Annotated in this window: 30 protein-coding genes and 1 pseudogene; 12 read left to right on the forward strand and 19 right to left on the reverse strand. The window is 42.6% G+C overall.

Annotation, left to right across the window (positions count from 1 at the left end; genetic code table 11):
* Positions 1 to 5 precede the first annotated feature (5 nt).
* Genes OSJ91_RS25440 through mnhG form a run of 3 tightly spaced genes read left to right on the forward strand, consistent with a single transcriptional unit; the run spans position 6 to position 1,088 of the window.
* Positions 6 to 482 (forward strand): Na+/H+ antiporter subunit E, encoded by a 477-nt coding sequence (locus OSJ91_RS25440; protein WP_350300451.1) that lies wholly within the window; start codon positions 6 to 8, stop codon positions 480 to 482.
* Between the two features lie 11 nt (positions 483 to 493).
* Positions 494 to 766, forward strand: a complete 273-nt coding sequence (locus OSJ91_RS25445; RefSeq protein ID WP_370023645.1) for a Na(+)/H(+) antiporter subunit F1 — start codon at positions 494 to 496, stop codon at positions 764 to 766.
* Positions 750 to 1,088, forward strand: a complete 339-nt coding sequence (gene mnhG, locus OSJ91_RS25450; RefSeq protein WP_402904025.1) for a monovalent cation/H(+) antiporter subunit G — start codon at positions 750 to 752, stop codon at positions 1,086 to 1,088. The genes OSJ91_RS25445 and mnhG overlap by 17 nt, the downstream gene beginning before the upstream one ends.
* A 53-nt stretch (positions 1,089 to 1,141) precedes the next feature.
* Here the strand turns inward: mnhG and OSJ91_RS25455 are convergent, their stop codons facing one another.
* The 6 genes from OSJ91_RS25455 to OSJ91_RS25480 all read right to left on the reverse strand — a co-directional run bounded on the left by OSJ91_RS25455 (position 1,142) and on the right by OSJ91_RS25480 (position 6,024).
* Positions 1,142 to 1,861, reverse strand: coding sequence for an MOSC domain-containing protein (locus tag OSJ91_RS25455; protein WP_485890666.1), 720 nt, complete (start codon positions 1,859 to 1,861; stop codon positions 1,142 to 1,144).
* Between the two features lie 95 nt (positions 1,862 to 1,956).
* A complete protein-coding gene (locus OSJ91_RS25460; protein WP_350300453.1) occupies positions 1,957 to 2,355 on the reverse strand; it encodes a hotdog fold thioesterase in 399 nt (132 codons plus the stop codon).
* 109 nt (positions 2,356 to 2,464) lie between these two features.
* Complete coding sequence (locus OSJ91_RS25465; protein ID WP_101223622.1) at positions 2,465 to 3,028, reverse strand: 5' nucleotidase, NT5C type; 564 nt, start codon at positions 3,026 to 3,028, stop codon at positions 2,465 to 2,467.
* A gap of 16 nt (positions 3,029 to 3,044) precedes the next feature.
* A complete protein-coding gene (locus OSJ91_RS25470; RefSeq protein WP_485890667.1) occupies positions 3,045 to 4,142 on the reverse strand; it encodes an FAD-dependent monooxygenase in 1,098 nt (365 codons plus the stop codon).
* 24 nt (positions 4,143 to 4,166) lie between these two features.
* Positions 4,167 to 5,261 (reverse strand): bifunctional diaminohydroxyphosphoribosylaminopyrimidine deaminase/5-amino-6-(5-phosphoribosylamino)uracil reductase RibD, encoded by a 1,095-nt coding sequence (ribD, locus tag OSJ91_RS25475; protein WP_485890668.1) that lies wholly within the window; start codon positions 5,259 to 5,261, stop codon positions 4,167 to 4,169.
* Between the two features lie 13 nt (positions 5,262 to 5,274).
* Entirely contained in the window at positions 5,275 to 6,024 is a 750-nt protein-coding gene (locus tag OSJ91_RS25480) for a GTP cyclohydrolase II (protein ID WP_485890669.1), read from the reverse strand.
* A gap of 321 nt (positions 6,025 to 6,345) precedes the next feature.
* On the opposite strand from OSJ91_RS25480, the gene OSJ91_RS25485 reads away from it, so the two are divergent.
* Complete coding sequence (locus OSJ91_RS25485; RefSeq protein WP_350300458.1) at positions 6,346 to 6,675, forward strand: YuzC family spore coat inner layer protein; 330 nt, start codon at positions 6,346 to 6,348, stop codon at positions 6,673 to 6,675.
* A 63-nt stretch (positions 6,676 to 6,738) separates the two neighbouring features.
* On the opposite strand, the gene OSJ91_RS25490 is transcribed toward OSJ91_RS25485, so the two are convergent.
* Positions 6,739 to 8,244 carry a leucyl aminopeptidase gene (locus tag OSJ91_RS25490; protein ID WP_413019892.1) on the reverse strand — a complete coding sequence of 502 codons (1,506 nt, stop codon included), beginning with the start codon at positions 8,242 to 8,244 and terminating at the stop codon, positions 6,739 to 6,741.
* A gap of 270 nt (positions 8,245 to 8,514) precedes the next feature.
* Between OSJ91_RS25490 and OSJ91_RS25495 the strand changes: the two genes are divergently transcribed.
* Both OSJ91_RS25495 and OSJ91_RS25500 read left to right on the forward strand, forming a co-directional pair.
* Entirely contained in the window at positions 8,515 to 8,997 is a 483-nt protein-coding gene (locus tag OSJ91_RS25495; RefSeq protein ID WP_101223628.1) for a divergent PAP2 family protein, read from the forward strand.
* A 9-nt stretch (positions 8,998 to 9,006) separates the two neighbouring features.
* Positions 9,007 to 9,795 (forward strand): cobalamin-binding protein, encoded by a 789-nt coding sequence (locus OSJ91_RS25500; RefSeq protein WP_101223629.1) that lies wholly within the window; start codon positions 9,007 to 9,009, stop codon positions 9,793 to 9,795.
* 78 nt (positions 9,796 to 9,873) lie between these two features.
* Here OSJ91_RS25500 and OSJ91_RS25505 read toward each other — a convergent pair whose 3' ends face one another.
* From OSJ91_RS25505 to OSJ91_RS25520, 4 genes are all read right to left on the reverse strand, one after another.
* Entirely contained in the window at positions 9,874 to 10,566 is a 693-nt protein-coding gene (locus tag OSJ91_RS25505; RefSeq protein WP_485890670.1) for a 3D domain-containing protein, read from the reverse strand.
* Between the two features lie 358 nt (positions 10,567 to 10,924).
* Positions 10,925 to 11,242: a YuiB family protein gene (locus OSJ91_RS25510; RefSeq protein ID WP_063234052.1), complete on the reverse strand. Its 318-nt coding sequence runs from the start codon at positions 11,240 to 11,242 to the stop codon at positions 10,925 to 10,927.
* Between the two features lie 108 nt (positions 11,243 to 11,350).
* The gene (locus OSJ91_RS25515; RefSeq protein ID WP_350302968.1) at positions 11,351 to 11,830 is read right to left on the reverse strand and encodes an NUDIX domain-containing protein; all 480 of its coding nucleotides are present in this window, start codon (positions 11,828 to 11,830) and stop codon (positions 11,351 to 11,353) included.
* Between the two features lie 209 nt (positions 11,831 to 12,039).
* Positions 12,040 to 13,254: an NAD(P)/FAD-dependent oxidoreductase gene (locus OSJ91_RS25520; protein WP_350300462.1), complete on the reverse strand. Its 1,215-nt coding sequence runs from the start codon at positions 13,252 to 13,254 to the stop codon at positions 12,040 to 12,042.
* A gap of 482 nt (positions 13,255 to 13,736) precedes the next feature.
* Here OSJ91_RS25520 and OSJ91_RS25525 point away from each other — a divergent pair, with 482 nt between their 5' ends.
* The gene (locus OSJ91_RS25525) at positions 13,737 to 14,729 is read left to right on the forward strand and encodes an NAD(P)/FAD-dependent oxidoreductase (protein ID WP_485890671.1); all 993 of its coding nucleotides are present in this window, start codon (positions 13,737 to 13,739) and stop codon (positions 14,727 to 14,729) included.
* Positions 14,730 to 14,882: 153 nt separating this feature from the next.
* A complete protein-coding gene (locus OSJ91_RS25530; RefSeq protein WP_485890672.1) occupies positions 14,883 to 15,524 on the forward strand; it encodes an SDR family oxidoreductase in 642 nt (213 codons plus the stop codon).
* A gap of 293 nt (positions 15,525 to 15,817) precedes the next feature.
* On the opposite strand, the gene OSJ91_RS25535 is transcribed toward OSJ91_RS25530, so the two are convergent.
* Entirely contained in the window at positions 15,818 to 16,180 is a 363-nt protein-coding gene (locus OSJ91_RS25535; protein WP_350300465.1) for a HesB/IscA family protein, read from the reverse strand.
* Between the two features lie 171 nt (positions 16,181 to 16,351).
* Here OSJ91_RS25535 and OSJ91_RS25540 point away from each other — a divergent pair, with 171 nt between their 5' ends.
* Entirely contained in the window at positions 16,352 to 17,095 is a 744-nt protein-coding gene (locus OSJ91_RS25540; RefSeq protein ID WP_485890673.1) for a DUF2225 domain-containing protein, read from the forward strand.
* A gap of 51 nt (positions 17,096 to 17,146) precedes the next feature.
* Here OSJ91_RS25540 and OSJ91_RS25545 read toward each other — a convergent pair whose 3' ends face one another.
* Positions 17,147 to 17,383: a YuzB family protein gene (locus OSJ91_RS25545; protein WP_063234046.1), complete on the reverse strand. Its 237-nt coding sequence runs from the start codon at positions 17,381 to 17,383 to the stop codon at positions 17,147 to 17,149.
* A gap of 288 nt (positions 17,384 to 17,671) precedes the next feature.
* Between OSJ91_RS25545 and OSJ91_RS25550 the strand changes: the two genes are divergently transcribed.
* The gene (locus tag OSJ91_RS25550) at positions 17,672 to 18,739 is read left to right on the forward strand and encodes an NAD(P)/FAD-dependent oxidoreductase (protein ID WP_101223635.1); all 1,068 of its coding nucleotides are present in this window, start codon (positions 17,672 to 17,674) and stop codon (positions 18,737 to 18,739) included.
* Between the two features lie 94 nt (positions 18,740 to 18,833).
* On the opposite strand, the gene OSJ91_RS25555 is transcribed toward OSJ91_RS25550, so the two are convergent.
* Positions 18,834 to 19,157 (reverse strand): YuzD family protein, encoded by a 324-nt coding sequence (locus tag OSJ91_RS25555; RefSeq protein WP_350302969.1) that lies wholly within the window; start codon positions 19,155 to 19,157, stop codon positions 18,834 to 18,836.
* Positions 19,158 to 19,325: 168 nt separating this feature from the next.
* Between OSJ91_RS25555 and OSJ91_RS25560 the strand changes: the two are divergent.
* Positions 19,326 to 19,547 (forward strand): annotated as a pseudogene (locus tag OSJ91_RS25560) (NifU family protein); the annotation flags it as partial.
* Between the two features lie 189 nt (positions 19,548 to 19,736).
* Here OSJ91_RS25560 and thrB read toward each other — a convergent pair.
* The 5 genes from thrB to yutH form a co-directional block, all read right to left on the reverse strand.
* Positions 19,737 to 20,681 (reverse strand): homoserine kinase, encoded by a 945-nt coding sequence (thrB, locus tag OSJ91_RS25565; protein WP_485890674.1) that lies wholly within the window; start codon positions 20,679 to 20,681, stop codon positions 19,737 to 19,739.
* The gene (thrC, locus tag OSJ91_RS25570) at positions 20,678 to 21,739 is read right to left on the reverse strand and encodes a threonine synthase (protein WP_350300469.1); all 1,062 of its coding nucleotides are present in this window, start codon (positions 21,737 to 21,739) and stop codon (positions 20,678 to 20,680) included. The genes thrB and thrC overlap by 4 nt, the downstream gene beginning before the upstream one ends.
* The gene (locus tag OSJ91_RS25575; RefSeq protein WP_350300470.1) at positions 21,736 to 23,034 is read right to left on the reverse strand and encodes a homoserine dehydrogenase; all 1,299 of its coding nucleotides are present in this window, start codon (positions 23,032 to 23,034) and stop codon (positions 21,736 to 21,738) included. Before OSJ91_RS25575 ends, thrC begins: the two co-directional genes overlap by 4 nt.
* Positions 23,035 to 23,224: 190 nt before the next feature.
* Positions 23,225 to 24,139 (reverse strand): L,D-transpeptidase family protein, encoded by a 915-nt coding sequence (locus OSJ91_RS25580; protein WP_350300471.1) that lies wholly within the window; start codon positions 24,137 to 24,139, stop codon positions 23,225 to 23,227.
* A gap of 105 nt (positions 24,140 to 24,244) precedes the next feature.
* Positions 24,245 to 25,246 carry a spore coat putative kinase YutH gene (yutH, locus tag OSJ91_RS25585; protein WP_485890675.1) on the reverse strand — a complete coding sequence of 334 codons (1,002 nt, stop codon included), beginning with the start codon at positions 25,244 to 25,246 and terminating at the stop codon, positions 24,245 to 24,247.
* 206 nt (positions 25,247 to 25,452) lie between these two features.
* Here yutH and OSJ91_RS25590 point away from each other — a divergent pair, with 206 nt between their 5' ends.
* Positions 25,453 to 25,950, forward strand: a complete 498-nt coding sequence (locus tag OSJ91_RS25590; RefSeq protein WP_063234039.1) for a phosphatidylglycerophosphatase A family protein — start codon at positions 25,453 to 25,455, stop codon at positions 25,948 to 25,950.
* Positions 25,951 to 25,982 lie beyond the last annotated feature (32 nt).

A 25,982-nucleotide genomic window follows, 5' to 3' on the forward strand; every position in this document is an offset into this window, starting at 1 on the left:
GCCTGATGTCATTCCAAATTTTACTGAATGTGTTCCTTGCGTTTATCTGGATGTTTTTAAAAAATGAGTTTAACGGGAGCACTTTTATCATCGGATATATATTGGGGCTCGGCATCATGTTCGTCTTCCGTCATTTTTTCAATGATCGTTTTTACTTGAAAAGGGTGAATGCCGTCGTTCTATTGCTGCTCATATTCGCAAGGGAACTCATACTTTCCAACATTAGCGTCCTTAAGGCCGTGCTTAAACCGAACCTGGATATGAGACCTGGCATATTCGCATTTGAAACCGTGCTGGCCAAGGATTGGGAAATTACGATACTATCGAATCTAATTACGCTGACACCAGGAACACTTGTCGTTGAAGTATCGGAAGATAATCGGATTCTTTATATCCACGCGATGGATATTGCCGACAAAGATGAGGCCGTTGACAGCATTAAAAATACATTTGAAAAAGCGATTATGGAGGTGAGCAAATAATGTTCGATCTAATGCTTAAAATCGCACTGCTAGGTGTTTCGCTTTCCATGATTGGATTCTTATACCGTTTAATCAAAGGGCCTTCCGTACCGGATCGGGTCATCGCACTCGATGCAATGGGAATCAATCTTATCGCAATCGTTGCACTTGCCTCCATTGTCATGGATACAAGCGCATATCTGGAAGCCATTCTTCTGCTCGGAATCCTATCTTTCATCGGAACGGTCGCTTTCGCCAAATTCCTTGAGAAAGGGGAGATAATCGAAGATGACCGCAATCGTTGAAATCCTATCGGCCCTATTCCTTTTAATGGGAGTCTTTCTCTTTTTAGTCTCGGCTTTCGGCATCATCCGGCTACCCGACGTCTATACAAGAAATCACGCTGCCTCAAAAAGCTCGACACTTGGAATCATGTTCATCCTGATCGGCACCTTGTTATATTTTTATTATAAACATAGCCATTTCGATTTCCGGGTTGTGCTTGCGATCATCTTTATCTTCATGACCAGCCCTGTTGCCGGACATTTAATCATGCGCTCGGCTTATCATACTGGCGTAAAAATGTGGGATCGGAGTGTCCAGGATGATTTAAAGAAAAACCGGTGATTCCTGCCATTGCAAAAGAGCTGCCCTGACTACAGGAGCAGCTCTTTTCTGTCTCAATCCTTTAAAAATACCTCATCGCCCACTCTGATTTCACCTGTTTGCACGACCGAGGCATATACGCCAAAATGATTTTTCCTTTCCTTGACGACAGTTTTCAGGAGTGATGGATCTCTATGTGAATCGCTTGGATCGACAGTTATGATCATACAGCGTTCACAATGCCTTTTGATCTCCAATTCCACTTCATTTCCGATTAGAATCCTTTTTCCGAACCATTTCTCTTCTAAAAAGGGCGTTTTGTTCACTAAAGATAGCACTAAATTTTGCCTGAATCTCCTGCCATCCAGTTCTTTTCCCCAAAGTTTTGTCAATTCGCCAATCGAGGCATCACTGACAAGCAGGATGTTTTCTTCTTCAATCGCTCCTAACGGAATATGTGCAGGGTGATAAACAACGGGTGCCGCCTCCTGTTTTAACAATCGTTCCATTTCTTCCTGAAAGGCTTCCTCTCCCCATGTCAGCACGTTTCCTGAAGGAGTCTTCACTTTGATTTCCGGATATTGGCCAAGGGTTTCCTCACCAGAAAAAACAGCTTGATAACAGACCATTTCCGGGACTTGGGTTATCGTCAGGAACTTCCCATTTTTATCTTTAAAAGCATGACTCCGATCTCCATATAGTCCATAGCCCATCACCTTCGTTTTCTGTACCTGTTCACCAGTGAATGATTTTACAGGATGACGGGTGATTTCTTGTATATGACCCACCAGCATAAAAAAACCTCTTTTCATACAATAGTCTACTGCCATATTATACTTAAACCGGATACTGTAGAATCATTGCGTCAATTTGCGATTGTTCTTTTGATTCACTTTGACTTCGGTAAGTCGATAACGGCCAATGTACAGCGTGAAATGCAGATAAGATGATCCTCTTCATCACGTATCTTCACGTCCCACACCATCGTCGTCTTCCCGCGATGGATGATGTTCCCTTCTGCGGTAACAAAACCTGAACGGACGCCCCTAACATGATTGGCATTGATTTCAAGGCCGACGACAGCTTGTTTTGTACTATCTACCAGCTGCATCCCGCCAAAGCTTGCAACGGATTCCGCAAGGGCAACGGACGCTCCCCCATGCAATAAACCATACGGCTGCCTAGTCCGTTCATCCACAGGCATCGTCGCAATGACTTTCCCCTCGCCGACTTCTTTCATTTCAATCCCAAGCGTGCCTATCAATGACTGTTCAATATTTCTCTCCATCCCATTACCCCCGACTCTCTTGTTTTTTTACCAAAAAAATGAACCACTATTCATATTAGTATACAAAAAAAGGATGACCCAAGTCTATCAAGTCATCCGTCAATAATGATTATTTGGAGAGGATTTCTTTTAATTCAAACCAGCTTGTCAGTCTTGGAATATCCAATTCCCTGTTATAGGAGTTATCCATTGCATACACTTTCGTTGGAATATCCAATAAAGTTTCCAGCACTGCCGGTTTATCATCAAAATAATAATCCAATTCCAATTTGCGGATCGTATCAATTTTTTCATGATCCTTCATCCCGCAGTAAAAATGGTCATCCTTAACCGGAAAGCCGTTTTCAATCAGCCATTTTTTCGTCCGTTCACCATGCTCCGCTTTTCTGGCTGTGATGTAATAGATTTCATGACCATCGCGCTCAAGCTCCTGCAGCGTTTCCACTGCGCCCTCGAAGGCTGGACAGGATGAATAATACACTTCATCGGCAAGGCTGTTCCACATTTTGCCCCCAGCCTCTTTATCAAGCCCGAAAGCTTCATGGATCTCCAACGTCTTTAAAGCTCTGAATTTCGTTAACTCTATATTCGTCTTAAGCTTTTCATTATAAAGATGGAACGCGAACTCCCTCAAGTTAATAAGGGTATCGTCAATATCGAAACCGAATTTCATACTCCTTCACTCCTATTCAAACATAAGCTGCGGCAAACTGTGATGCGAAGGACATTTCCTTGTCCACCTGAATGGCCTGCAATCTTTCAATCTCGGCTTTTCTTTTTGGCTCAGCCATTTTAAGTCCAAGGAAGCCAGTATCCTCCTGCAGGATGCACCCAGAAATAAGCTCGGCCAATATATCGGCATCCTTCATGGCACAATTGAGTCCGAACGCACCTGTAGGTGTCATCGTATGGGCTGCATCACCTAATAAAGCAACGCCATCCTTTGTCCACGTTTCACAATAGCTGCTGTAAACATCCAATAAAATGAAGTCCTGCCAAGAGCGGATCTTTTCATACACAACCTTTTTTAATTCTGGAAAGGCAAAAAGCAAATCTTCTATGAACGGTTCAAAATGCTGTTTTCGCAAATGGGGAAATGAACCATGATCTATATTCCAGCCAATTTGGATGTAACCTCCAGCCTGGGTAAAGAGGGCAACCTGGGAGCCATTGACCAATGCCATCTTGATCGAAGGCTTCCATCCCTCCGGAGCAGGAATTTTTGCCCATAGTAAATCATAGCCATGATTTTTAATCACGACTGAAATTCCCGCTTTTTTTCGAACGATGGAAAATCTGCCGTCCGCTCCGATTATCAATGAACTTTGCACTTCCAGGTCATTTCCGCCATTTCGAGCCTTGACTCCCGTAAAACGACCCATTTCATCCTGTATCAAGCCGGTAACCCTCGTATTCATCATCAATTGAAAAGAGTCCAGCTTTTCAGCTTCATTCAATATAGCTGTAAGCAGATGATTTTGAGGGACATGTATCCCAACATGATCGACCGGCCATTCAGGGAAAATCCTTTTGAATATTTGGCCTTCATGCCAATATTCAATTTGTTCCATCCTTAGCAAGCCAAGTCTTTCCACACTCTTGAATAAACCGTGCTTTTTAAGAATGCCCTCTCCTTCATCGTTCAAGAACTCGCCCCTGAACTCCCTTGAAACCTCAGAATGCCTTTCAAGCAAAACGACTGAAATGTCCTGCTTGGCCAATAGGTAAGCCAGCAGGGCTCCTCCAGGACCTGATCCGACTATGCATACATCTGATTTAACCAACATGCCTCTTCACCTGTTGTCTATTTTTTATTTAGGATAAGCCGTGATGCGTATGTCCTCACCAAACGTTTCCACGCCAGAGAAGGAAACATCCATCGCTTCATCCATCGTATCCACATTCATTCCAGTAAACGGTGTTAGTGAGTTTCTTCCGCCCAATAGTTTAGGGGCTATATAAATCAAGTATTTATCGATGAGCCCTTCCCTAAGGAATGAGGCATTCACTTCGCTTCCGCCTTCCAGCAAGACATCCGTAATCCCCTTTTTATACAGCTCTTCCATTAATGCCTTAAGATTCAGTCCCGTCTCGTTTTTGGGGACGAAAATGAATTCGATCCCTTTTTCACGTAAAAGGTCCATTTTATCCGCAGGTGCATTTTGCTGCGTTACGATCAAGGTTTTCGCATCTGATACTTGTACAACATTGGCATCCAATGGAACCCGTAATTCACTGTCTAAAATGATCCTGATCGGATTTTTCCCTCCGCCCTCCGGAAGTCTGGTCGTCAGTGATGGATCATCGGCCAACACAGTCCCGATACCAACGAGAATGGCATCCACCTCATCACGAAGCAAATGAACGGAATGACGTGATTCTTCTCCTGTTATCCACTTTGAATGGCCTGTGTGGGTTGCAAGTTTTCCATCGAGCGTCATCGCATACTTCGATATGACAAATGGACGATTCGTCAGCATATTGTGAATGAAACGCTCATTCAGCCTTTGAGCTTCCTTTTCCAGGACGCCGACTTCCACTTCAATGCCTGCATCCTTTATGATCGATATCCCCCTGCCGGCTACTTCCGGATTCGGATCTTGAGTCGCAACCACCACTCGCCGGACACCTGATTCTTTCACCAAATTTGCACAAGGAGGTGTCTTTCCATAATGGGAACAAGGCTCAAGAGTCACATATAGCGTTGCACCTTCTGCATACTCACCCGCCATTTTGAAAGCATGCACTTCCGCATGCGGTTCACCCGCTTTTCGGTGGATCCCTGTCCCGGCTATCACACCGTCTTTGACTATGACGGCTCCGACCACTGGATTTGGATTCGTCTTTCCTTTTGCACTGGCTGCCAAATCCAGTGCAAGCTTCATGTAATATTGATCATCATTCATACTATAGCTCTCCTTATACAATCAAAGTTGGCTTCTTTTCGGGAATATGTCCAGACTTCTTAACCTTTGTATCGAGATAGAAACTATTATCTTCCGTCAAACCGCCCCAAAGCGGAATATGGTCCTTCGCCGCAAGTCCATTCTTCGTGAGGGCGTCCAGCTTTTTGGGGTTGTTCGTGATTAAAGTCACCGGATCCTCGCGCAGTTCCCTCAACACGCGGATGGCTCCCTCGTAAGATCGCGTATCGTCTTCGAATCCTAAAGCCTCATTCGCCTCGACCGTGTCATAACCTTCCTGCTGAAGCAAATAGGCAAGAGATTTGGAAAACAGGCCGATCCCTCTTCCTTCATGGTCCGCAAGGTAAAAAATGGCCCCGCACCCATGCTCGGTTATCATCTTCATCGATTGGTGGAGCTGGTAGCCGCAATCACAGCGTTTACTGCCGAAGATATCACCTGTGTGACAGATGCTATGCATCCGGACAAGTGCATCCTCCGACTTTTTAAAGTCACCATACACCAATACGGAGGATTGCTGTCCAAAAGCGAGGTTGGCTTCCGAAAGCGAATCAAGCACCGCTTCCTTGTCATTATCCGCGCCGTCAAGCTGTAGCCATGTATACCATTGGAAAACCGTTGAGAAATCTCCTTGCTCAACAGGCAGGTTCACAGGCCCTACAAGGCATATATCAGCTTTTCCCGGTGTTTTTATGATATTCATTTTATCTATTAAAAGTTTTTTTGTTTCCTCGGTTATTTTCATGTTAACATCACCTATTTTATAATTTATAGTGTGCCTTCTCCTTACTTTAGGTAAGTAAGTATATTACTATACACTATACCTGTCAATGAAGCAGTTTACAAATAATAGTGTGTCTTTGATCATAATTTTCAAGAAGTTTTTTTGCAGAAGAAAGGTCATTCCCAAACCGCTATCATATCGGCTGGCCTTTATACATATTTTAACGTATAACGAATACGTGTCTATAGACAGACTTAAGGAAAGGAAGGAAACCTTTTGGAGGATTTCCCTTATTTTTTATATGACCCTATCCTGTTTCCGCCTCACGCGAGAGCAATGAATATGAATCGGGAATGGGAAGGAACGTTGCGTCCCTACTCGGCAACCAATCCGGATCTGCTAGTTAAATCGGCAAAGACCTCGCAATCCTTAATGGTTGATGTAAAAAAAGTCATGGATACTTTAGCCACATCCAAGCCCTTCTCGAACCGGTTGATGACTGCTGCCCAAGCATCGCAAAAAAATGTCGTGATCGATATGATCAAAAAGATAGGAATTAAGAACGAACCTGATATCACGTATAACCCCGATGGGATCCGTTTTGATTTCTATCCTAAAGCAGGGGAAGAAAATTGTCATATCATCGTCAGCTTGAAATGGAGGGATGCATAACGTCCGTCCAACACCTATTTGGTAAAAAAACCGAAGCCTATTTTCGGCTTCGGATATTTGGGTTCATCTTGTTTTCGTTTCAAAGGTTTCAACCAATAGTGCAAGCGTGCGTGCCATGACACCGGTAGCCCCCGCCGTGCACAATTCGGAGTTGTTCGAGGTTGTGGAAGTTCCGGCAATATCCAGATGGACCCACGGAGTGTCTTCGGCAAATTCACCGATGAAGGCGCCGCCCATGATCGCATGTCCCGCCCCTCCAGGTGAATTATTCAAATCCGCTATTTTACTGTTGCGTACCCGCTCTTTATCCTTTTCTGTAATCGGCAATCTCCAAATGGGCTCCCCGGCCTCCTCTGAGGCTTTGACCACTTGTTCATAGAATTCCGTGTCATTTGTCATTGCACCCGTCATATCCATGCCCAGCGCGGTTATGACACCACCCGTTAAAGTGGCAACGTCAATAAGATAGTCTGCACCATGATGTTTAGCGTATGTCATGGCATCTGCCAAAACCAGCCGGCCTTCCGCATCCGTATTCAATACCTCTATCGTCTTGCCGCTCATGGCAGTGATCACATCATCCGGCTTGAATGCATCACCGCTGATCATATTATCAGTGGAAGGAATGACCGCCACGACATTTTGGTCCGGTCCTAATTCGCCGATTATTTCCATTGCTCCTAAAACAGCTGCCGCACCGCCCATATCCGTCTTCATTCCAACGATTCCGGCCTTCGTTTTCAATGAGTATCCACCCGTATCGAATGTGATGCCTTTACCTACCAACCCGATAACATCCTTCCATTCATCCTTACCTTGATACTTCAGGACGATCATTTTCGGAGGCTCGACCGAACCTTGATTGACGGCAAGGAGTGCACCCATTCCCAACTTAAGCATATCCTCCTTCTCAAGGATCTCCACTTCAAAACCATAACGTTCACCCAAGGCAGATGAATAATCCGCCAAATCCGTGGAAGTCAACAAATTGCCTGGTGTATTGACCAATGTTCTCGCGGAGTTCGTCGCCCTTCCGAAGATCCTCCCTACATGAAGCGCGGCACCGACCTCTTCTTGATCAAATTCACTGTAAACCGTAATCGATTCAAGGCTTTTTTCGACCTGGTTCGATTTTTGCTTGTATCCGTCAAATTTATAGGAAGCAAGTTCAAAAGCCTCGGAACAAGCATGCGCTGCGTCCAATGCATCCAGATTTTCAGTCGTGAATGTATCCAACGCGATTGAAAGTGTCGTAATCTTGGATTCTTTTATCGTCTTACGAGCTTTTCCCAATGCTTCGCGGAGCGTTTCAAAGGATAGCTCCTTTTCCTTGCCCAACCCTACAAAAATCAATCTCTTTATGCCTAATTTACCTAATGTATGTATTTTGACCACTGATTTTTTCCTGGAAGAGATTTCTCCCTCCTTCACTAACTCTGTTAGCTGGCCGTCCAATCGTTCATCCGCTTCTTTTCCTATGCCTGAGAATTTTACAGGTTTGTCAAATACGCCTAGAATCAGGCATTCGTCAATCAAATCTATATTCAAGGAATCTTTTACTGTGAACATTCTGCTACCTCCTCCATTCGATTACATTCATTATAACGAAATCTTCAAAAATTTTCGAATAAGGCCCGCAAAAATAATAATAACAAGTGATATTGTTTAGAATGAGTGACTTTAGAGTAATAGTATAAGAAAGATCATATTTATACTTATACCAGCAGGGAATCGACAGGACTGAATGGAACTAATAATAAGGGCCTTATTCCGAGCAGGATGTAATTACCCATATATGGTTTTCATCTTTACTTATAACTAGAAAGAAGGCTGATACTCTTGGAATTATTACTCAACTTCCCTTTAATCGCAGCATTGATTGCCATTTTCTTTGCTCAATTCATTAAAGTGCCCATCCACTTCATAGCATTTCGTAAAGTGAACTGGTCACTCATTAACTCAACAGGCGGTATGCCAAGCTCCCACTCAGCGGCCGTGTCAGCCCTAACCGTAGCGGTAGGGATCGAAACCGGTATGAAATCCCCTGTATTTGCCGTTGCCGCGATTTTTGCAGTCATCACGATGTTCGATGCGACAGGTGTGAGACGGCAGGCAGGAGAACAGGCGGCCGTCTTGAACCAGCTCGTTACGGACTTCAATACATTTGTCGAGCAAGCAAAGAACTGGCAGAAAAAAGCAGATAAACAGAAACAGCAACAATTAAAGGAACTGTTGGGACATAAGCCAATCGAGGTATTTTTCGGAGCCTTGACCGGAGTATTCATTGCGCTGGCACTTCACTTTTTCATCTTTCAAGGGTAGGTGTTCAATTTGAAAATAATCTCTCTTTGCCCCAGCAATACGGAACTCTGCACATATCTAGGGATTGAAGATCAGCTGATCGCCATCGATGACTACTCTGATTGGCCTGAAACCTTACAGCACCTTCCTAAGGTGGGGCCCGATTTATCCATTGATATCGATCATGTAGAATCACTAAAACCCGATTTGGTGTTGGCTTCACTAAGTGTACCGGGCATGGAAAAAAATATTGAGGGGCTAAAAGAACGGAACATCCCTCATATCATCTTCAACCCGCAATCACTTGAAGATATCGCAAAAGATTTACTGACCTTGGGCGATGCCATGAATCTTAAGGAAAAAGCAGAGGAACAGGCTGCCAAATTCCGTGATGCCATCCTTCAATACAAAAACGTCGCAGACAAAATCGAAACAAAGCCGTCGCTGTATTGGGAATGGTGGCCTAATCCCTTATTCAGCCCCGGGGGAGTTAATTGGTTATCCGAGATCAGCACGCTTGCGGGAGGATATAACCTATTCGAAGATGTCGACATGGCAAGCATTCAAGTCACTTCCGAAGAGGTCCAAAAAAAGGATCCCGACCATATTTGCTTAGCTTGGGTCGGTGTCCCTTTACGAAAAGTAAACCCGGAGCTGGTCAAGAAACGGAAAGGGTGGACTGATATGAAGGCAGTCCGGAATAACAATATTCACATAATGGAAGAGCCTTTATTCTGCCGCCCCTCCCCGCGATTACTGGATGGCCTTTCCAAATTGGCAAAGACTCTGCATCCTGAAGCCTACAAAAGCATGGACTAAGGCGTCCCGAACGGAAAACAGACAATCAAAAAGGCTGCCTCAATTGAGGCAGCCTTTCGCTTTCACCTTTGTCCATCATTAAAAAGCAAAGGAAGCTACATTATCGTTCAATGTTTTCTGAGCGATTTTAGGCTTGAATACCTGCCTGATCTTGGTTTCATTCAACTTGCTTAACTGTTCTTCGGATAACTCGCCGTTCCCTTTTTGGACAACATATACTTCAAGGGTTTTCTTCCCCCAATTCTCATATACATCTTGTACCGTTTCATAGTATAGATCCAGGTGGTTTCCTTTGATTGCACCACCCTTGTCCGCTACAACCCCATATCCATAGCCCGGAATCCAAAGGATGGTTCCGAGAGGGAATACGGCAAGATCGGCGGCAATGGTGGAAAACAGATCCCGTTTCACCTTCACCCCTGAATAAGTGATTCCATAGGATGGGCTTTCCGGGTACTTTCCGGTTGATTCATACCCTGCTGTATATCCTGTAGCCAAAACTTCATGCTTCGGGTATTTCGAGAGCTCGATTGCCTCCGCTATCGTCGTGGGACCATTGCTCGCGGATGCCGATGCCATTAGCGTTGCCACTTGACCTCCACTATGGATCGCTTTATATTCGAGACCAAGCATTCGATGTTGTCTCATTGCCTCATCAAAAGGATGATCTTCAGGCACAGCCCCAAAAACATGATTTAAGGTCGATTCGATGGCCAAGATAAATAATATGATAATAGCAACCCTCAAAAATAATGCCTTTACAATCTTCATATGTATTAGTTCCACTCCTCTCACAAGGATATTTGTTCCCTTTACGGAGTGAAAGTATTCATGAAGCATGGAAAGAACCAATTTTTCTTACAAAAAAGGCTCTTTTCGTAAAGATTGTTGTTTTTAAAACGAAACTATTTAAGGTTGATTGGAGCGGAAGTGCGAGACTCCTGCGGGAGCAGCGGGACAGGTGAGACCCCACAGGCGTTTACGCCGAGGAGGCTCACCGCCCGCCCCGCGGAAAGCGAGCATCTGGAGGGGAAATCAACCACACCGCACTACTTAGTAAATAGCAACAAAGTATGCGAAAACAGCTTACAAAAAAAGGCCCGTCCATAAATGACGGCCCTTCTCATTATTAAAACATTTGATATCCTTTATTCCTTAGAATCCTGATGACCACACCAGCTAAAACCGCGCCAAGCAGCCCGCTAGATAAAATAATGATGTCTGCCGTATGCAAGGAAGTTAGGTTCGTTCCAAGATTAGAAAAAGATATTCCCGGATTTCTAAAATATTCTATTAGCTTTGTTTCATTGACAATGATGATGAAGACGATTGGAAATAAGATGACCATGATCCACGAAGAACGAAAGAGCATATTCAGCAAAAAGCCAATTCCGAAAAACAATATGAAAAATAAGAGTATTGAGATAATTAAAACAGGCAATGGCATGTTATTCTTGACCCTCCTTAAAAAGCGACACCTTTAGTTTACTGAAAAAATAATTGCTGCGTCAACGACTTATACCAAATAATTCCGAAGAAAAGATAATTACCCAAATCACATGAATAATTTATATGATGTATACCCAAATTGATCTCCCGGATTCAATCCGTCAAGCATCGTCTGCATTCTTTCCTTTTTAAAAGCTAACAGCTGTTCCAATAATAATGATTGCTTCCCTTCCTGCATGAGTAAATCAGGGTCATAAAATTTAGCTTCATATAGTTCATCCGACTGAGCGGTTACTTCAAAACTGACCGGTTTAAGTAAAAATATCAACATATTATCACTAATATTCCCTTTGATGACTCCGCTTCTCACTCCTACAATGCCTTCAATTTCTGTATGAATACCCGTCTCCTCCAACACTTCCCTTACGACAGCTTCATCGACGGTTTCATCATTTTTGACAAAACCTGCCGGAAGCGACCATTGCCCTTTCAATCCGCCATACCTTTTATTTACGACCAGCCATTCACCTTTATCAGATATCACAAGGCCGGACACTGCAAGCCAAACATTTTTGCATCGTTCCACCAAGACCCACTTCCCCCTATATTCATTATTATTGTAAACTTCAAACAGCAGAAGAACATAAGATTAAGCTCCGTCATCCTTACCCATTATATTCCATATAAGAACCGTGCATACTCCAATAGTTGGCACACTCACCCATTGATGGGATGTCAATGAAAAAGCCATTCAGGGAAAATCCCCAAATGGCCTTTATTAATATATAGAAAAAATTAAAGGACGTTGAATTTACCTTTTTTAGCAACAAGGGAAGCTCCGCCAATCATTAACAACGCTCTGTTATCAACCATTTTCTTCATGAATGATGCAGTCTTACCTGTAACTTTCTTGCCGAATACAACACCAATCGCGTTGTCTTCACCAAGTGAACATACCGTTCCTTTGTTTTCGAAAGTGAACGTTTCAAGGTCGCTTTCATTACGAACCAATTTAGTCAGGTTCTTCGCAATGACCTCACCTTGCTGCATCGCGATTTGTGCGGTAGGCGGATATGGACGGTTAATTTCCTCGTTGATGATCAAAGCGCAGTCCCCTACGATAAAGATATCGTCATGACCCGGTGCCCGCATGTCAAGGTTCACTTTAATACGTCCGCGCATAGCTTCAAAACCGGAAGCCTCTATCACGGAGTTACCACGTACGCCAGCTGCCCACACTACGGTTCCCGCTTTGATTTCTTCCACTTCATCTTCGCCTTTTGCCACGATGATGCCTTCAGGAGTCGCCCCCTTGATCGGTGTACCGATTTTGAATTCGACACCTTTTTTCTCAAGGTAAGATACTGCATAATCCACCAATTCCGGGTCGAAGCCAGGGAGGACTGCTGGTGCTGCCTCCACACAATACATACGAACCTTTTGGAAATCGATGTCGTATTCTTTACAAAGTTCAGGGACACGGTTAGCCAATTCGCCTAAGAATTCGATTCCCGTAAATCCTGCTCCTCCGACAACGATCGTCAAGCGGTCTTCATTCTTCTCGACCTCGGAACTGTACGTAGCGAATTGCAATTGGATATGGTCACGGATTTTACGTGCCGTGTTCACGTTAGAGATAGAGAAAGCATATTCTTTTAGCCCTTGGATTCCGAACGTTTCCGATTCAGGTCCAAGACCAATCACTAAGTAATCATAAGAAATTTCGCCGTTTTCAAGGATGACTTTTTTGTTCTCCGTTTTCACTTCCAAAACGGAATCCTGGATGAATTTAACTTTGTTGTTAATGACACTTTTGATTGGATAGCGCACACGATCATGATGAAGCGTTCCAGCCGATGCTTCATGCAGCCATGTTGTTTCATAGTGGTAATCATTTTTGTTAACTAATACGATTTCTGCTTCATTTTGACCTAATGCCTTCTGTAAGCGAGTAACAGTCATCAATCCACCATAACCTGCTCCTAAAACAACGATAGTTGGCTTTTTCAAAAGTATTCTTCCACCTTTACGATATTTTCTTGTGATGCTTTCCATAACTAAAATATATTGTCTATCTTATTAATTTCCATTATAAAAAGCACTCTTATACATTTGTGACGTATTTCACGTAACACTTCGTAATTGTCATAAAAAATTCATAAAAATTTTACCAAATGATGTCTAAGTAAATATTAGTCTTTTTCCATACCTTTTTCAAGTAACAAACCGAACTTTTTCGGGTTAAAATCAAGCTGAAAAACGTTACTTTTCAACTAGTTCCATACCATATTTATACGATATGCTTAACATTGGCAAAGGGTAATTTTACCCACTTATGAAAGCGGATAAAGACCATTCATCATGAAACCGCCCTTATATAGTCAAAACTTTCTTACTTTTCTAACTTTCTCCGTTTTTTAAAAGATCATCTATGTTAAAATAAGAGAATAAATTTCAGCAAACCTAGTATCTAGTATATCGGAGGGATAACGTTGGAAGTTAATGAAAAAGTTTATGATATTACCATCATTGGCGGAGGCCCGGTTGGATTATTCACTGCATTTTATGGAGGAATGAGACAGGCATCCGTAAAAATCATCGAGAGCCTGCCACAATTAGGCGGACAATTGTCAGCCCTTTATCCTGAGAAATACATCTATGATATCGCTGGTTTCCCTAAAGTGCGCGCTCAGGAGCTAGTGAATAATTTGAAAGAACAAATGGCAAAGTTCAAACAGGATGTTGTCCTAGAGCAAGCCGTTAAAGAAGTGGAAAAGCAAGCCGATGGAGTTTTCAAGTTAACGACTGATAAAGAAATCCATTACTCCAAAACGATTATCATCACAGCTGGAAATGGGGCTTTCCAACCCCGCCGCATCGAAATTGAAGATGCAAAAAAATATGAAAACGGCAACCTTCACTATTTCATCGACGACCTCAATCATTTTGCCGGCAAAAAAGTGGTGGTTTTCGGTGGTGGGGATTCGGCAGTGGACTGGGCCTTAATGCTCGAGCCGATCGCCGAGAAAGTGAGCATCATTCACAGAAGGGATAAATTCCGTGCCCACGAACATAGTGTAGAAACACTTAAAAATTCAAAAGTTGAAATAAAGACTCCTTACATACCTTCAGAATTGATTGGTACAGACGGACGGATCCATACGGTTGTCATCAAGGATACAAATGGTGAAGATACAGAGACGATGGAGGTGGATGCAGTCATCGTCAACTACGGCTTCGTTTCTTCTCTCGGTCCCATTAAGGAATGGGGACTTGATATCCAGAAGAACAGTATTTTGGTGAATTCCAGAATGGAAACGAATATCCCGGGAATTTATGCAGCAGGTGATATTGCAACATATGATGGAAAAGTCAAATTAATTGCAAGTGGTTTTGGTGAGGCACCCACTGCCGTCAATCACGCCAAACAATATATTGACCCAAAAGCAAAAGTTCAGCCGATGCATAGTTCCTCCATGTTTTAAAATTACGCAAAAACCCGACTTTCATAGCCGGGTTTTTTTTATTGTCCCCAATTCGGTTATTGTGGATAACTTTTCCCATTACTTATCCACAGCGCTTACTTTTGTCATACTAAGGGTAAAGAGTAGGAGAAGCCATGAAAGGAGAATGCATCTATGAATATTTTAATTGCAGGAGCCAATGGAACGACAGGAAAGCAGATCATTGGGGAATTATCAAAAAATCCGCAAATGACTGTTTACGGAATGATCCGGAAAGAAGAACAGGCCCAAACGATAAAAGCACTCGGCGGGCATCCAATCCTTGCCGATTTAGAGGGAAATGTGGATAAAGCAGTGGATAACATGGAGGCCATCATTTTTGCAGCAGGATCTGGACCGAAAACAGGGCCGGATAAAACGACAGCTGTGGATAAGAATGGAGCCATTAAACTGGTTGATGCCGCCAAGAAGAAGGGGATCGAACGTTTTGTCATGCTGAGCTCTGTCGGTTCCGATAATCCGGAACAAGCCCAAGAAGAAATGCACCATTATCTCGAAGCAAAGCATGATGCCGATGAACATTTAAAAGCAAGCGGGCTGACATACACGATTGTCCGGCCGGTTGCTTTGACAAATGAACAAGCCATCGGAAAAATATTTGTTGATGAGAAAGTGGATCATGCTGACAATTCCATTCCAAGAGCCGATGTCGCCACCGTTCTTGCCAAATCAATCACAGAAGAAAAAACATTCAATAAAACATTCGAAATTTCCAGCGGCACCCTCCCAATCAAGGAGGCCCTGAACAATATTTAAAGCAGCAAATAAGCATGAAAAAGGGCACTTTTTTTAGTGCCCCCTAGACTGTAGTCAAATTTGATGTTTGCCTGGTTTTTTCTTTAATAAACGCTCCAGCTGTTTTCAGCTGAAGCGTTTATTCGACCGTTCTCAAACTTTATTCGTCCGTTCACGCACTTTATTCGACCGTCCATGTACCTAGCCTATTTTCAAATCATGGTTCGGGATGAGACCATTCCAAATCCCTTTTGCCTATAAACTAAGGGGGACACTTGTTAAAGTGCCCCCCCTTTCTCAATGATAAGAGTTTCTTAGCAGTTCTCCGGCGTACCGGCGTTTTTAGCCGTTTTGAAGGAAGACCCGCAACCGCATGAAGCGATAGCATTTGGGTTTTCGATCGTAAAGCCTCCACCCATCATCGTTTGTTTATAATCAATTACCGTTCCATTCAATATATCTGCATCCTGGGAATCAACAAGGATCTTAATTTCAAACTGTTCCAGCTGGCTATCTTTTTCTCCGGGTTCTTGTTCAAAACCCATTCCGTAGGATAATCCACTGCAGCCTCCGCCTTTAACGGCCACTCTTAAAAAGGAACCCTCTTCACCATTTTGTTTCATCATTTCTTTTATCTGAAAAGCGGCAGCTTCCGTTATTTGAACAACTTCACTCACAATAAATCCCTCCTTCTTCTGATATGTGAGATAGAACTATTACTCTTTATAGTATATACCAAAGAAATTCCCACGCTCAATTTTCCAGCTTGAAAAAATCATATTCCCCCACCTATTTTACCAACAAAAATTAGTTTATAATAAAGACTGTAGGTATAATTAACCGTTCCATTGGACCTAATCCCAAATTACAGTAAGGGGGTAATCACCATCGAAGGCATACATCCTCTATATGATAAAAGCATGGAATGCCTTTTATGCAAGCAAAAATCAACCACTAAAAAGGTACGGTCGCGTTTTGTAAAAGTTTCTAAATATGACACGGACTTTTGCCCCATTTATGCTGATTCAGCCGTTAACGCACTTTACTACAATATCTTTGTTTGCCCTCACTGCGGCTTTTCGTATTCGGAGGATTTCTCCCGGTACTTCCCCCCCACTACAATGGAAATCATTATGGAAAAAGTAAGCTCCCAGTGGGTTCCCCACCATTTTAGCAAGGAGAGATCCATTAAAGATGCGATCAATACATACAAGCTAGCGAGTTATTGCGGAGCTTTAAAAAAGGAAAAACATATAATCCTTGCCGGAATCTGTTTACGGATAGCATGGTTATATAGGATCCACAAAAGCAAGGAACAAGAAGAAAGATTTTTGAAGTTCGCCCTAAAGGAATATGAAGCATCCTATTCAACAGGAGACTTCAGCGGCACTCAGGTATCCGAAGCCAGAATCCTCTATCTCGCTGGTGACATCTCAAGGAGGTTAGGAAATGAAAAGGCAGCCATCAAGTATTTTTCATTAGTGTTCGAAAGTCAAAAAAATGCCCGGGAAGCCTCCATCATCCAGATGGCCAGGGACCGATTTCAGGAACTCAAGCAGCAATTAACAACCCACTCGTTGCTGCAGCACTGATATTAAAAAGGCTGTCCACGAAGGAACAGCCTTTTTGTTCGCCGTTGATGATTAAAACATTTCAAATTCATCAATGTACTTATATATTTTATCAACCAATTCATCCGTTGTGTCACCAAAAACCACTTCACCGTTTACAAGCGCATATAAGTTACTGGAGCATCTGCCGCAATAACCCAGACAACCATATTCTATGATATCCAAATTCGGATCCCGCTCCAATCTTTCCAGAGCCTCCTGAGCGCCGCTGGCCAGATTGCTTACACAAAATTCAATAATCGGGTACATTGTTTCACCTCACAGTTACTAACAAACCATCTTATTACTTTTCCCTTCTACAGTCAATATTTACGCATAAAAAATCAGCCGATTTCAAGATATCGGTTGTGATTTCCTTTTATATTCGTTATACTTTTGTCGGGGTACGTAAATAAAAGAAAATTAACTAATTTTTTATTCTTGCTACTAATTGGGGTATATATATTTAATTAAACTTTAAAGGGGACCATTTGGGGGAATCCTATAGTTAAATGCTAGTCAAATTTTTCAAGAGATCAAATAAAGGGGAAAAATCATATGAAGAATCTAGTCATACTTGGTGGCGGGTATGGTGGTATGCGCATGTTGCAAAGATTGCTGCCTAATCAGCTTCCTGAAAATGTGAGCATCACGCTTATCGACCGTAATCCTTATCACTGCTTAAAAACGGAATATTATGCTTTAGCAGCAGGTACCATTCCAGATCAGCACATCCGTGTTGCATTTCCTGAACATCCTCGCTTGAAGAACGTGTACGGAGAAGTACTTTCCATCGATATGGAAAATAAACAAGTCATTATAGAAAATCAAGATCCTGTCGTTTATGATGATTTAGTCATTGGCCTTGGCTGCGAAGATAAATACCACAATATTCCTGGAGCAGACACACATACCTACAGTATCCAAACAATCGATAAATCACGCCGAACATATTCAGCCTTGAATAATTTAGGTGCCGGTGCAACCGTTTCTATCGTTGGTGGCGGACTGAGTGGTGTTGAGCTTGCAAGTGAATTGATTGAAAGCCGTTCAGATTTAAACGTTAAATTATTCGACCGTGGACCGCATATTCTATCTGCTTTCCCAGAAAGATTAAGCACCTTTGTCGAATCATGGTTCGATAAACATACAATCGAAATCGTCCATCATTCAAATATAACGAAAGTTGAACCAAACCTTCTTTATAATGGCGACGAAGCCGTTCAAAGCGACGTCATCGTATGGACAGCTGGAATCCAGCCAAGTAAGATCATCCGCGATATGGATATTGAAAAAGACCGTCAAGGAAGAGCCGTTCTGACTCCTCAGCATTTCCTTCCTAATGATGACAGCATCTTTGTGGTCGGCGACTGCGCAAGCCTGCCTCATGCACCTAGTGCTCAATTAGCGGAGTCCCAAGCTGAGCAAATCGTACAGGTTCTTGTAAAGAAATGGGCAAATGAACCACTTCCAGAAAGCTTCCCGACAATGAAATTAAAAGGGACATTAGGTTCTCTTGGGAAGAAACAAGGGTTTGGTCTTGTTGCAAATCGCCCAATCACCGGCAGAGTGGCCCGCCTGATGAAATCAGGCATTCTCTGGATGTATAAATACCATAACGGTTGATTCCAACCCATCTATGCTACATTTTATAAACTGGCCCAATGAGCTGCATGCAGCTCATTCATGGGTCAGTTTTTCTTATTTCTTCCATTATATATCATACTTGTATTGTATATCCGTATTTTTCCATCGTTTCCACCACTTTTTTGAGACGCACATTTCCTTCTGCGATGATTTCTCCTTCGATGAGGACCAGTGGATAAAATAAATCTTCCTCGATCATCTTCAAGGCAAAGCTCTTTTGCTTTTGCGTTTCTGGAGGATTAAACATATCTATATAGGATATTTTGAATTTCTGCTCAGGAAACTTCCTCGTTAAAGCGGCTTCAAGCCACTCGCAGGTATCTTTCGAAGAAGGGAGATTCACACAACTTGCGCAAATTTGCTCCGCACCATACACTTCTATCTCAATTTCTTTCATTACCACACTCTTCCTCCTTCATTTTGAATAATGTTTAAAAACTTCACCTGTTTCCATCATACCAGAATAATATAGATTATATTTCCGCAAAGTTACAGTTGGATTTTTTACTACCTTCGCTTTATAATATGATTAGGAAAGGAGTCGATTGCAATGTCTGAACAAACAATGGAAGTTCAAGTTCAAGAAGTCCTAGATAAGCTTCGTCCGTTTCTTCTTCGTGATGGCGGTGACTGTGAACTAGTTGACGTAGAAGATGGAATTGTAAAATTACGATTACTAGGAGCCTGCGGAAGCTGTCCTAGTTCGACCATTACGCTAAAAGCTGGGATTGAGCGTGCCCTTCTTGAAGAAGTTCCTGGTGTAGTGGAAGTTGAACAAGTTTTCTAATGGCCCTTTAAATAACAACAGCGTATGGATGAAGGCTCACTTCATCTATACACGTTCAACCTTTTTCATACAGGCCGGAATCTTTTCCGGGCTGCAATAAAAATAAAGCTGACTCGGCTTTTGCCCTATCAAATTGATACGGCTTGACGCGAGTCAGCTTTTTTATATGGACAATGAATGAAGCATGGCTCACGATTTCAAAAATTTCAATTCATTTTTTTCCTGTTCTGAAAGGGTTGCCGTATAGCTGCCTTCATTATCGATTTCCAATTCTCTCACAAGAAATTCCGGAAATTTTTCCTTCAATACTGTGAGCAAACTTTCACTATTTTCTGCGGATGATAAGCATAAAACAGTTGGGCCTGCTCCGCTTAGGGCTGCACCAAATCCGCCTTCATTGAGGACAACTTCTTCAATAAGCGCTAAATGAGGGACCAACTCTGCTCTATATGGTTGATGGAAACGATCACTTTGCATCATTTCACCAACAAGCTTCCAATCTTTAGATAGAACTCCTGCAAGCATTACATTTGCGGCTGCACTTCCGCTTATCGCCTCTTTATAGGAAAGCGAATTCGGAAGGACATTTCTTGAATCTTCCGTAAGCAATTCAAAATCGGGAATAACAGCAATCACCTTAACTCCCTCGATTGGAAACGACACGACATCCGTTCTTTCCTCCGTATGCAGGCCCACAACCAATCCACCATACACTGATGCCCCCGCATTATCCGGATGCCCTTCAAAGAGGGAAGCATGCCTATTCTTCTCCTCTTCGGATAAATGAAGTTCACCAACGATGTTCGCCAATTCAATCCCCGCCACAATGGCAGAGGCACTGCTTCCAAGACCCCGTGCCAGTGGAATTTCGCTAGAGACGAAAAGCCGGCATGGGGAAAGTTCCTTTCCATAGGATGCCGCCGTTTCCTTGGCAATTTGGACGATATAATTACGATCATCCGTTGGAAAAACAGACATTTCCTCTGAAAGTGGAACGACTTCCCATTGATCTGATGAAGATCCGTGTATTTCCAAGTAAAGTCCTAGCGCCAAGCCGATGGAATCGAATCCTGGTCCTAAGTTGGCCGTACTTGCTGGTACACGGATCAAGAACATCTCTGATTCCGCACTCATGCCTGTTTCACACCCTGCAGATGTTCTAAAATGACCTCTTCATCCATTGGCAGCAATGTCGGCTGAATCGTGCTTGTATTGACTGCCACATTCGGATCTTTCAATCCATTTCCAGTCAAAACGGCAACAATCTTACTTCCTTTTTTGATTTCACCGCTTTTTAATTGTTTATAGATGCCTGCAATGGAAGCACATGATGCCGGCTCTGCAAATACCCCTTCTTTTTTAGCGAGGAAATGATAGGCTTCCAGAATTTCTTCGTCCGTCACCTCATCAATTTTGCCTTTGGATTCATTTGCTGCTTCCACAGCAAAGCTCCAACTTGCAGGATTTCCAATCCGGATGGCTGTTGCAATCGTTTCTGGATTTTCAATAATGCTATCCCGGACAATTGCAGCCGCACCTTCAGCTTCGAACCCTCTCATTTCAGGAAGGCCCGTTTGTTTCGATTCGTTATATTCTTTAAAACCTTTCCAGTAAGCCGTTATATTACCTGCATTCCCAACTGGAAGCGCCAAAATATCCGGTGCGGAGCCGAGGGCATCACAAATTTCGAAAGCCGCTGTTTTCTGCCCTTCAATCCGGTATGGGTTGACCGAATTCACAAGAGTTATCGGTGAGCTCTCACTAAGTGAACGGACGATTTTTAAAGCCTGGTCGAAGTTCCCTTCGATCGAGATGATTTCCGCTCCGTACATGACGGCTTGGGCAAGCTTGCCCATGGCTATTTTCCCTTCAGGGATGACAACGATACAGCGCAGGTTGGCCCGGGCCGCATAAGCGGCTGCAGCTGCCGATGTATTCCCAGTGGAAGCACAGATGATCGTGTCGCTGCCCTCTTCTATCGCTTTGGCGACAGCCATGACCATGCCGCGGTCTTTAAACGACCCAGTTGGATTCGCCCCTTCATATTTTACATGTAAGTCGATTCCCCACTCTTCGGATAATCGATTCAGTCTGATTAAAGGTGTATTACCCTCCAAAAGGGTTAGTGCAGGTGTGTTTTCATTAACGGGTAAAAATTCTTTATACGTGCTTATAAGTCCTTGCCAGCTCATTTGATGTCCTCTCCTTCAACTCTGTATGTGCTTTTCACTTCTCTTACCATATTGTAATCATTTAATTTCTGTATTATTTGCTCAAATGCAGCCTTTGTGGCAGTGTGCGTAACCAATACGATTTCGGAAGATTCCTTTTCATCCAGAGGCAATTGAAGGATTTTATCGAATCCTACTCCATGCTCTGCAAATAAATTCGTGATTCTGGCTAAAACGCCAACTTCATCCTGAACATGTAATCGAATGAAGAACTTAGCGAAAATCTCAGTGGCATCTTTTAATTGTTTCGGGTACTGAGGTGAAACGGCACTGCGGCCATTTACGCCCAGCCTCATATTCTTGATGACCGTCACCATATCCGAAACGACTGCAGTCGCAGTAGGAAGACTGCCGGCGCCTGGTCCGTAAAACATCGTTTCCCCTACTGCTTCCCCATAAACGTATACAGCATTATACTCATTATTTACCGATGCTAACGGATGTGCTTCCGGAAGAAGTGCAGGCTGGACACTTACTTCGACCCTATCCCCTGCCCTGGAAGCGACGCCGATCAATTTCATTGTATATCCAAGCTTCTTACTATATCTCAAATCCTCTTCGGATATCTCGGTAATGCCCTGTACCTCAACATCATTCAAACCAATGTTCATTGAGAACCCGAGTGTTGATAGGATCGCCATTTTACGGGCCGCATCCAATCCGCCTACATCGGCTGTCGGATCGGCTTCAGCAAATCCCAGCTCCTGAGCTTCCTTCAATACGTCATCATAAGCTCTGCCTTCCTTGCTCATTTTCGTTAAAATGAAGTTTGTCGTTCCATTGACGATTCCCATCATTTTCGTGATGCGGTCAGAAGATAATCCATCGACAAGACCGCGTAATATCGGAATTCCCCCTGCAACACTTGCTTCATAGAACAAATCACATTGATTCTCCGTGGCCAATTCCAGCAGTTCCGGTCCATATAAAGCCATTAGGTCTTTATTGGCCGTAACGATATGCTTTTTATTTTTTATAGCTTCTATCAGATAACTGCGTGTTTCTTCGATTCCACCCATCACTTCTATTACAACATCAATCTCGGGATTCGAAAGGATATCCTCAGGATTGTCAGTTAACATTCCTTTATCGACCTCGACAAGCCGCTCCTTCGTCGTGTCTTTGACTAGTATCTTCTTAACGGATATGGAACAGCCCACTTGATGCATGAGCTTGTCCTGATGGCTTTCAATGATTTGTACGACTCCTGATCCGACTGTACCTAACCCCAATAAACCGATCGAGATGGCTTTCATAATTTGGTTCCCCCTTAAAAACTGTTTGTCTGAAGAAAACATTTGTATTTGTATAGTAGACATTATAAGTTTAATTCATATAATTATCAATAGTTAGAAAAGATGGATGCACGAACTTTTTTCGTCCATCCCTTGAACGAGTAAGAACGGGTAAAGCTGATTTTTTTATGGGAAACCATTTTGATGATTATTATTTAACGCTCTTCAATGAATCATTTGTACCCATTACAATATGTGGTTTTTGCACGGGATCCATCCATTTCAGTAAACTGAGGACATTCTTTTCAGCTGTGGCTGTACATCCCGCCGTCGGCTTTGTATCTCCTCTCCATACATGAAGAAAGATTGCACTGCCTTTTCCTTTTATGATGGGATTCGTATTATAATTGATGACCGCGCCATACTTATAGAGTTCATGATTCATCCTTTCGAAAGACTTCCATTTAACTGCAGGATTTCCTTTATAGGTTTTCCACTTGTTATAATCCTTGGATGTCTGATCATCAATCCAGTAGTCATATTTGGTCGTTTTCTTATAACTCATTTTCATTCCGGCTGGCTTCGTTCCACTTCCAAAGGACGTACCGAATGAATAAATTCCAACCGGGGATTTTCCATCACCCTCTTTTTTGCTCTTCGTGAAGCCGTTCTTCCCAATGACACCCTCCATCTTCTTCAATGCCCGGCGCCATTCCCCTTGTTTCTTTTCATACGTTTGGATCGTGACCTTTGTATCACTCATCACTTTTCCTGTCACCGATACAACTTGGTTAACGCCTTTTCTACTATCGAATTTCTTTAGAAGGGCTTTTTCACTGGTACCGAAAACCTCTTTAGCATCTGCCACATTGATATATGCTGTCTTTTTAGAGTGACAGACCTTATACCAGTTCCCAGTTCTTCCACTTGTCGATAATTCTTTGTTTTTCTTATAAGTTATTAATGTTTTGCTTGCAGCCGACGCTTTTTCCTTCACATCCGCAGCAGACTTCATGACAATCTTGAATTGATTTGCTTCGCAACTTGTTTTCGTTTCAGCTTTTGCAAGATTTGTCATTTGGATGATTAAAAGGGCTAAAAGGGCGGCCATCATCAATCTTTTCATGGTCCCATCCTTCCGTAGCGATTAAATATCTAATTATTCTAAAAAATCTTGTTATCATCATAACATAGTAAGTTAGGATGAATCATATTTCTTTCCCGTTTTTATCTAAATCCAGTCAATTTTAGGCAAATCATATTGCTTGGCCGGGACCTCTGCCAATTCATAAAAATGTTTGAGGAAGGATTCATATTGTTGGGAGGATTTCGTTATTGAAGATATTTTATCCTCCAACTCATTCGACCTTGATTCCGTCGTTTTTGAAAAATACTCTTCCACAGTTTCAAAATAATGAATGGGAAACAGCATCCTCGAATATAACAACCGGGCTGAAAAGCTGGAGAAATGTTCTATGGATTGATATTCGTGAAAGAATTGGCCGATGCCCCGTTGATGGGTATGAACATTTTGAAAATAGTGTTCCCTCACCCATTCCGCGACATCCCTGGTTCCGTGGTCGAATACCCAATCGAACGGATTTTTCATCCACTTATTGCTTTTCCAGGTATCATGTAAAAAACGTTCATAACAAACCGTTCCACTATCGACAATTTGCGGGGTATCATCAATTTCCGTGTCGACTAAATATTGAATCGCATTTTCACCTAGGACCATATAATAGGGAAAGGTTTCTATGAATAATTTTTCAAACTGGTTATCAGGATGGGCGTTGAGCTTATCCCGCCAAATCTTTTCTAACTGATCGATCCTTTGTTCCCAGAGTTCTTTCCATTTTCCGATCCTTGAGCATGATCGAATCGTTTCATTAATATTTCTCCCCCGCTGATGAAATCTTGCCAGACGTCGTCCTGGGTTGAAATTTTTCGGACCTTCCAATGCCTGATTGGCAAGAAGGATGAATAATTGTTCATCCGCTTCCGAAACATAACTTCCATGATTGGCAAGGACAAAGGCGGATACGTGACGATCTCCTTGAGAAATCAGATGTTGAGACATTTTATACCGTTCCACTAATTCCTCCTGCTCCATATTTTCAATGGGAACGATGCTGTAAACCATATTTCCTGAACGGAAGCTTGGAAACCTGCTATTGGCTTCTTCAAGCTCCACCTTTATGCCATAATTATTAAAAATGATTTCTTCTATCATGGAATGGCCCCCTTCATCAAATGGATATAATAGAAATATTGGACATCATATACTTATATATATGTGGAATAACCCGTTTTCTGAATGATTATCGAAACCTTATTAGAAATTCGGATCAAAACATCCTTCATGGGTTTTCATTTTAATTAGATCAAACTACCTGCATTAGAACTATCCCTTTAAAATATAGAGAAATGGGTGATGACATGGCTAATATTGAACAATCAATGTCTGAAAAAACGGCTCGAAGATGGCTAATTGAACGAGGAGTGAAATTGGAGGATATCGCTGAGCTTGTCATGTATTTACAATCTGGCTACCATGAAAATCTCCAAATGTCCGATTGCCTTCACAATGTCGAACGGGTCCTTTCAAAACGCGAGGTCCAAAATGCCATCCTTACCGGCATTCAGTTGGATATTCTAGCTGAGAAAAAACTGCTCGAGGAGCCTCTGCTGAGCATAATTGAAATAGATGAGGGCCTATATGGGGTCGATGAAATATTGGCTTTTTCAATTGTGAATGTATATGGATCAATCGGCTTTACCAATTATGGTTTCATCGATAAACAAAAGCCGGGGATCTTAAAATATCTAAACGATAAAAGCACTGGTAAGGTGAACACCTTTTTAGATGATATCGTTGGGGCGATTGCAGCTGCCGCTTCAAGCCGGCTTGCCCATAGAACCGAAAATGCAGAATAAAACGACATGAAAAAAAACAGGCCTGCAATCGC

This window comes from Bacillus sp. T-10(2022), assembly GCF_056502895.1.

Coding starts and splice junctions, on each gene's coding strand:
- OSJ91_RS25440 (WP_350300451.1), top strand. CDS start 6: ATGTCATTCCAAATTTTACTGAATGTGTTCCTTGCGTTTATCTGGATG.
- OSJ91_RS25445 (WP_370023645.1), top strand. CDS start 494: ATGCTTAAAATCGCACTGCTAGGTGTTTCGCTTTCCATGATTGGATTC.
- mnhG (WP_402904025.1), top strand. CDS start 750: ATGACCGCAATCGTTGAAATCCTATCGGCCCTATTCCTTTTAATGGGA.
- OSJ91_RS25455 (WP_485890666.1), bottom strand. CDS start 1,861: ATGCTGGTGGGTCATATACAAGAAATCACCCGTCATCCTGTAAAATCA.
- OSJ91_RS25460 (WP_350300453.1), bottom strand. CDS start 2,355: ATGGAGAGAAATATTGAACAGTCATTGATAGGCACGCTTGGGATTGAA.
- OSJ91_RS25465 (WP_101223622.1), bottom strand. CDS start 3,028: ATGAAATTCGGTTTCGATATTGACGATACCCTTATTAACTTGAGGGAG.
- OSJ91_RS25470 (WP_485890667.1), bottom strand. CDS start 4,142: ATGTTGGTTAAATCAGATGTATGCATAGTCGGATCAGGTCCTGGAGGA.
- ribD (WP_485890668.1), bottom strand. CDS start 5,261: ATGAATGATGATCAATATTACATGAAGCTTGCACTGGATTTGGCAGCC.
- OSJ91_RS25480 (WP_485890669.1), bottom strand. CDS start 6,024: ATGAAAATAACCGAGGAAACAAAAAAACTTTTAATAGATAAAATGAAT.
- OSJ91_RS25485 (WP_350300458.1), top strand. CDS start 6,346: ATGAATCGGGAATGGGAAGGAACGTTGCGTCCCTACTCGGCAACCAAT.
- OSJ91_RS25490 (WP_413019892.1), bottom strand. CDS start 8,244: ATGTTCACAGTAAAAGATTCCTTGAATATAGATTTGATTGACGAATGC.
- OSJ91_RS25505 (WP_485890670.1), bottom strand. CDS start 10,566: ATGAAGATTGTAAAGGCATTATTTTTGAGGGTTGCTATTATCATATTA.
- OSJ91_RS25510 (WP_063234052.1), bottom strand. CDS start 11,242: ATGCCATTGCCTGTTTTAATTATCTCAATACTCTTATTTTTCATATTG.
- OSJ91_RS25530 (WP_485890672.1), top strand. CDS start 14,883: ATGAATATTTTAATTGCAGGAGCCAATGGAACGACAGGAAAGCAGATC.
- OSJ91_RS25545 (WP_063234046.1), bottom strand. CDS start 17,383: ATGTACCCGATTATTGAATTTTGTGTAAGCAATCTGGCCAGCGGCGCT.
- OSJ91_RS25550 (WP_101223635.1), top strand. CDS start 17,672: ATGAAGAATCTAGTCATACTTGGTGGCGGGTATGGTGGTATGCGCATG.
- OSJ91_RS25555 (WP_350302969.1), bottom strand. CDS start 19,157: ATGAAAGAAATTGAGATAGAAGTGTATGGTGCGGAGCAAATTTGCGCA.
- thrB (WP_485890674.1), bottom strand. CDS start 20,681: ATGAGTGCGGAATCAGAGATGTTCTTGATCCGTGTACCAGCAAGTACG.
- thrC (WP_350300469.1), bottom strand. CDS start 21,739: ATGAGCTGGCAAGGACTTATAAGCACGTATAAAGAATTTTTACCCGTT.
- OSJ91_RS25575 (WP_350300470.1), bottom strand. CDS start 23,034: ATGAAAGCCATCTCGATCGGTTTATTGGGGTTAGGTACAGTCGGATCA.
- OSJ91_RS25580 (WP_350300471.1), bottom strand. CDS start 24,139: ATGAAAAGATTGATGATGGCCGCCCTTTTAGCCCTTTTAATCATCCAA.
- yutH (WP_485890675.1), bottom strand. CDS start 25,246: ATGATAGAAGAAATCATTTTTAATAATTATGGCATAAAGGTGGAGCTT.
- OSJ91_RS25590 (WP_063234039.1), top strand. CDS start 25,453: ATGGCTAATATTGAACAATCAATGTCTGAAAAAACGGCTCGAAGATGG.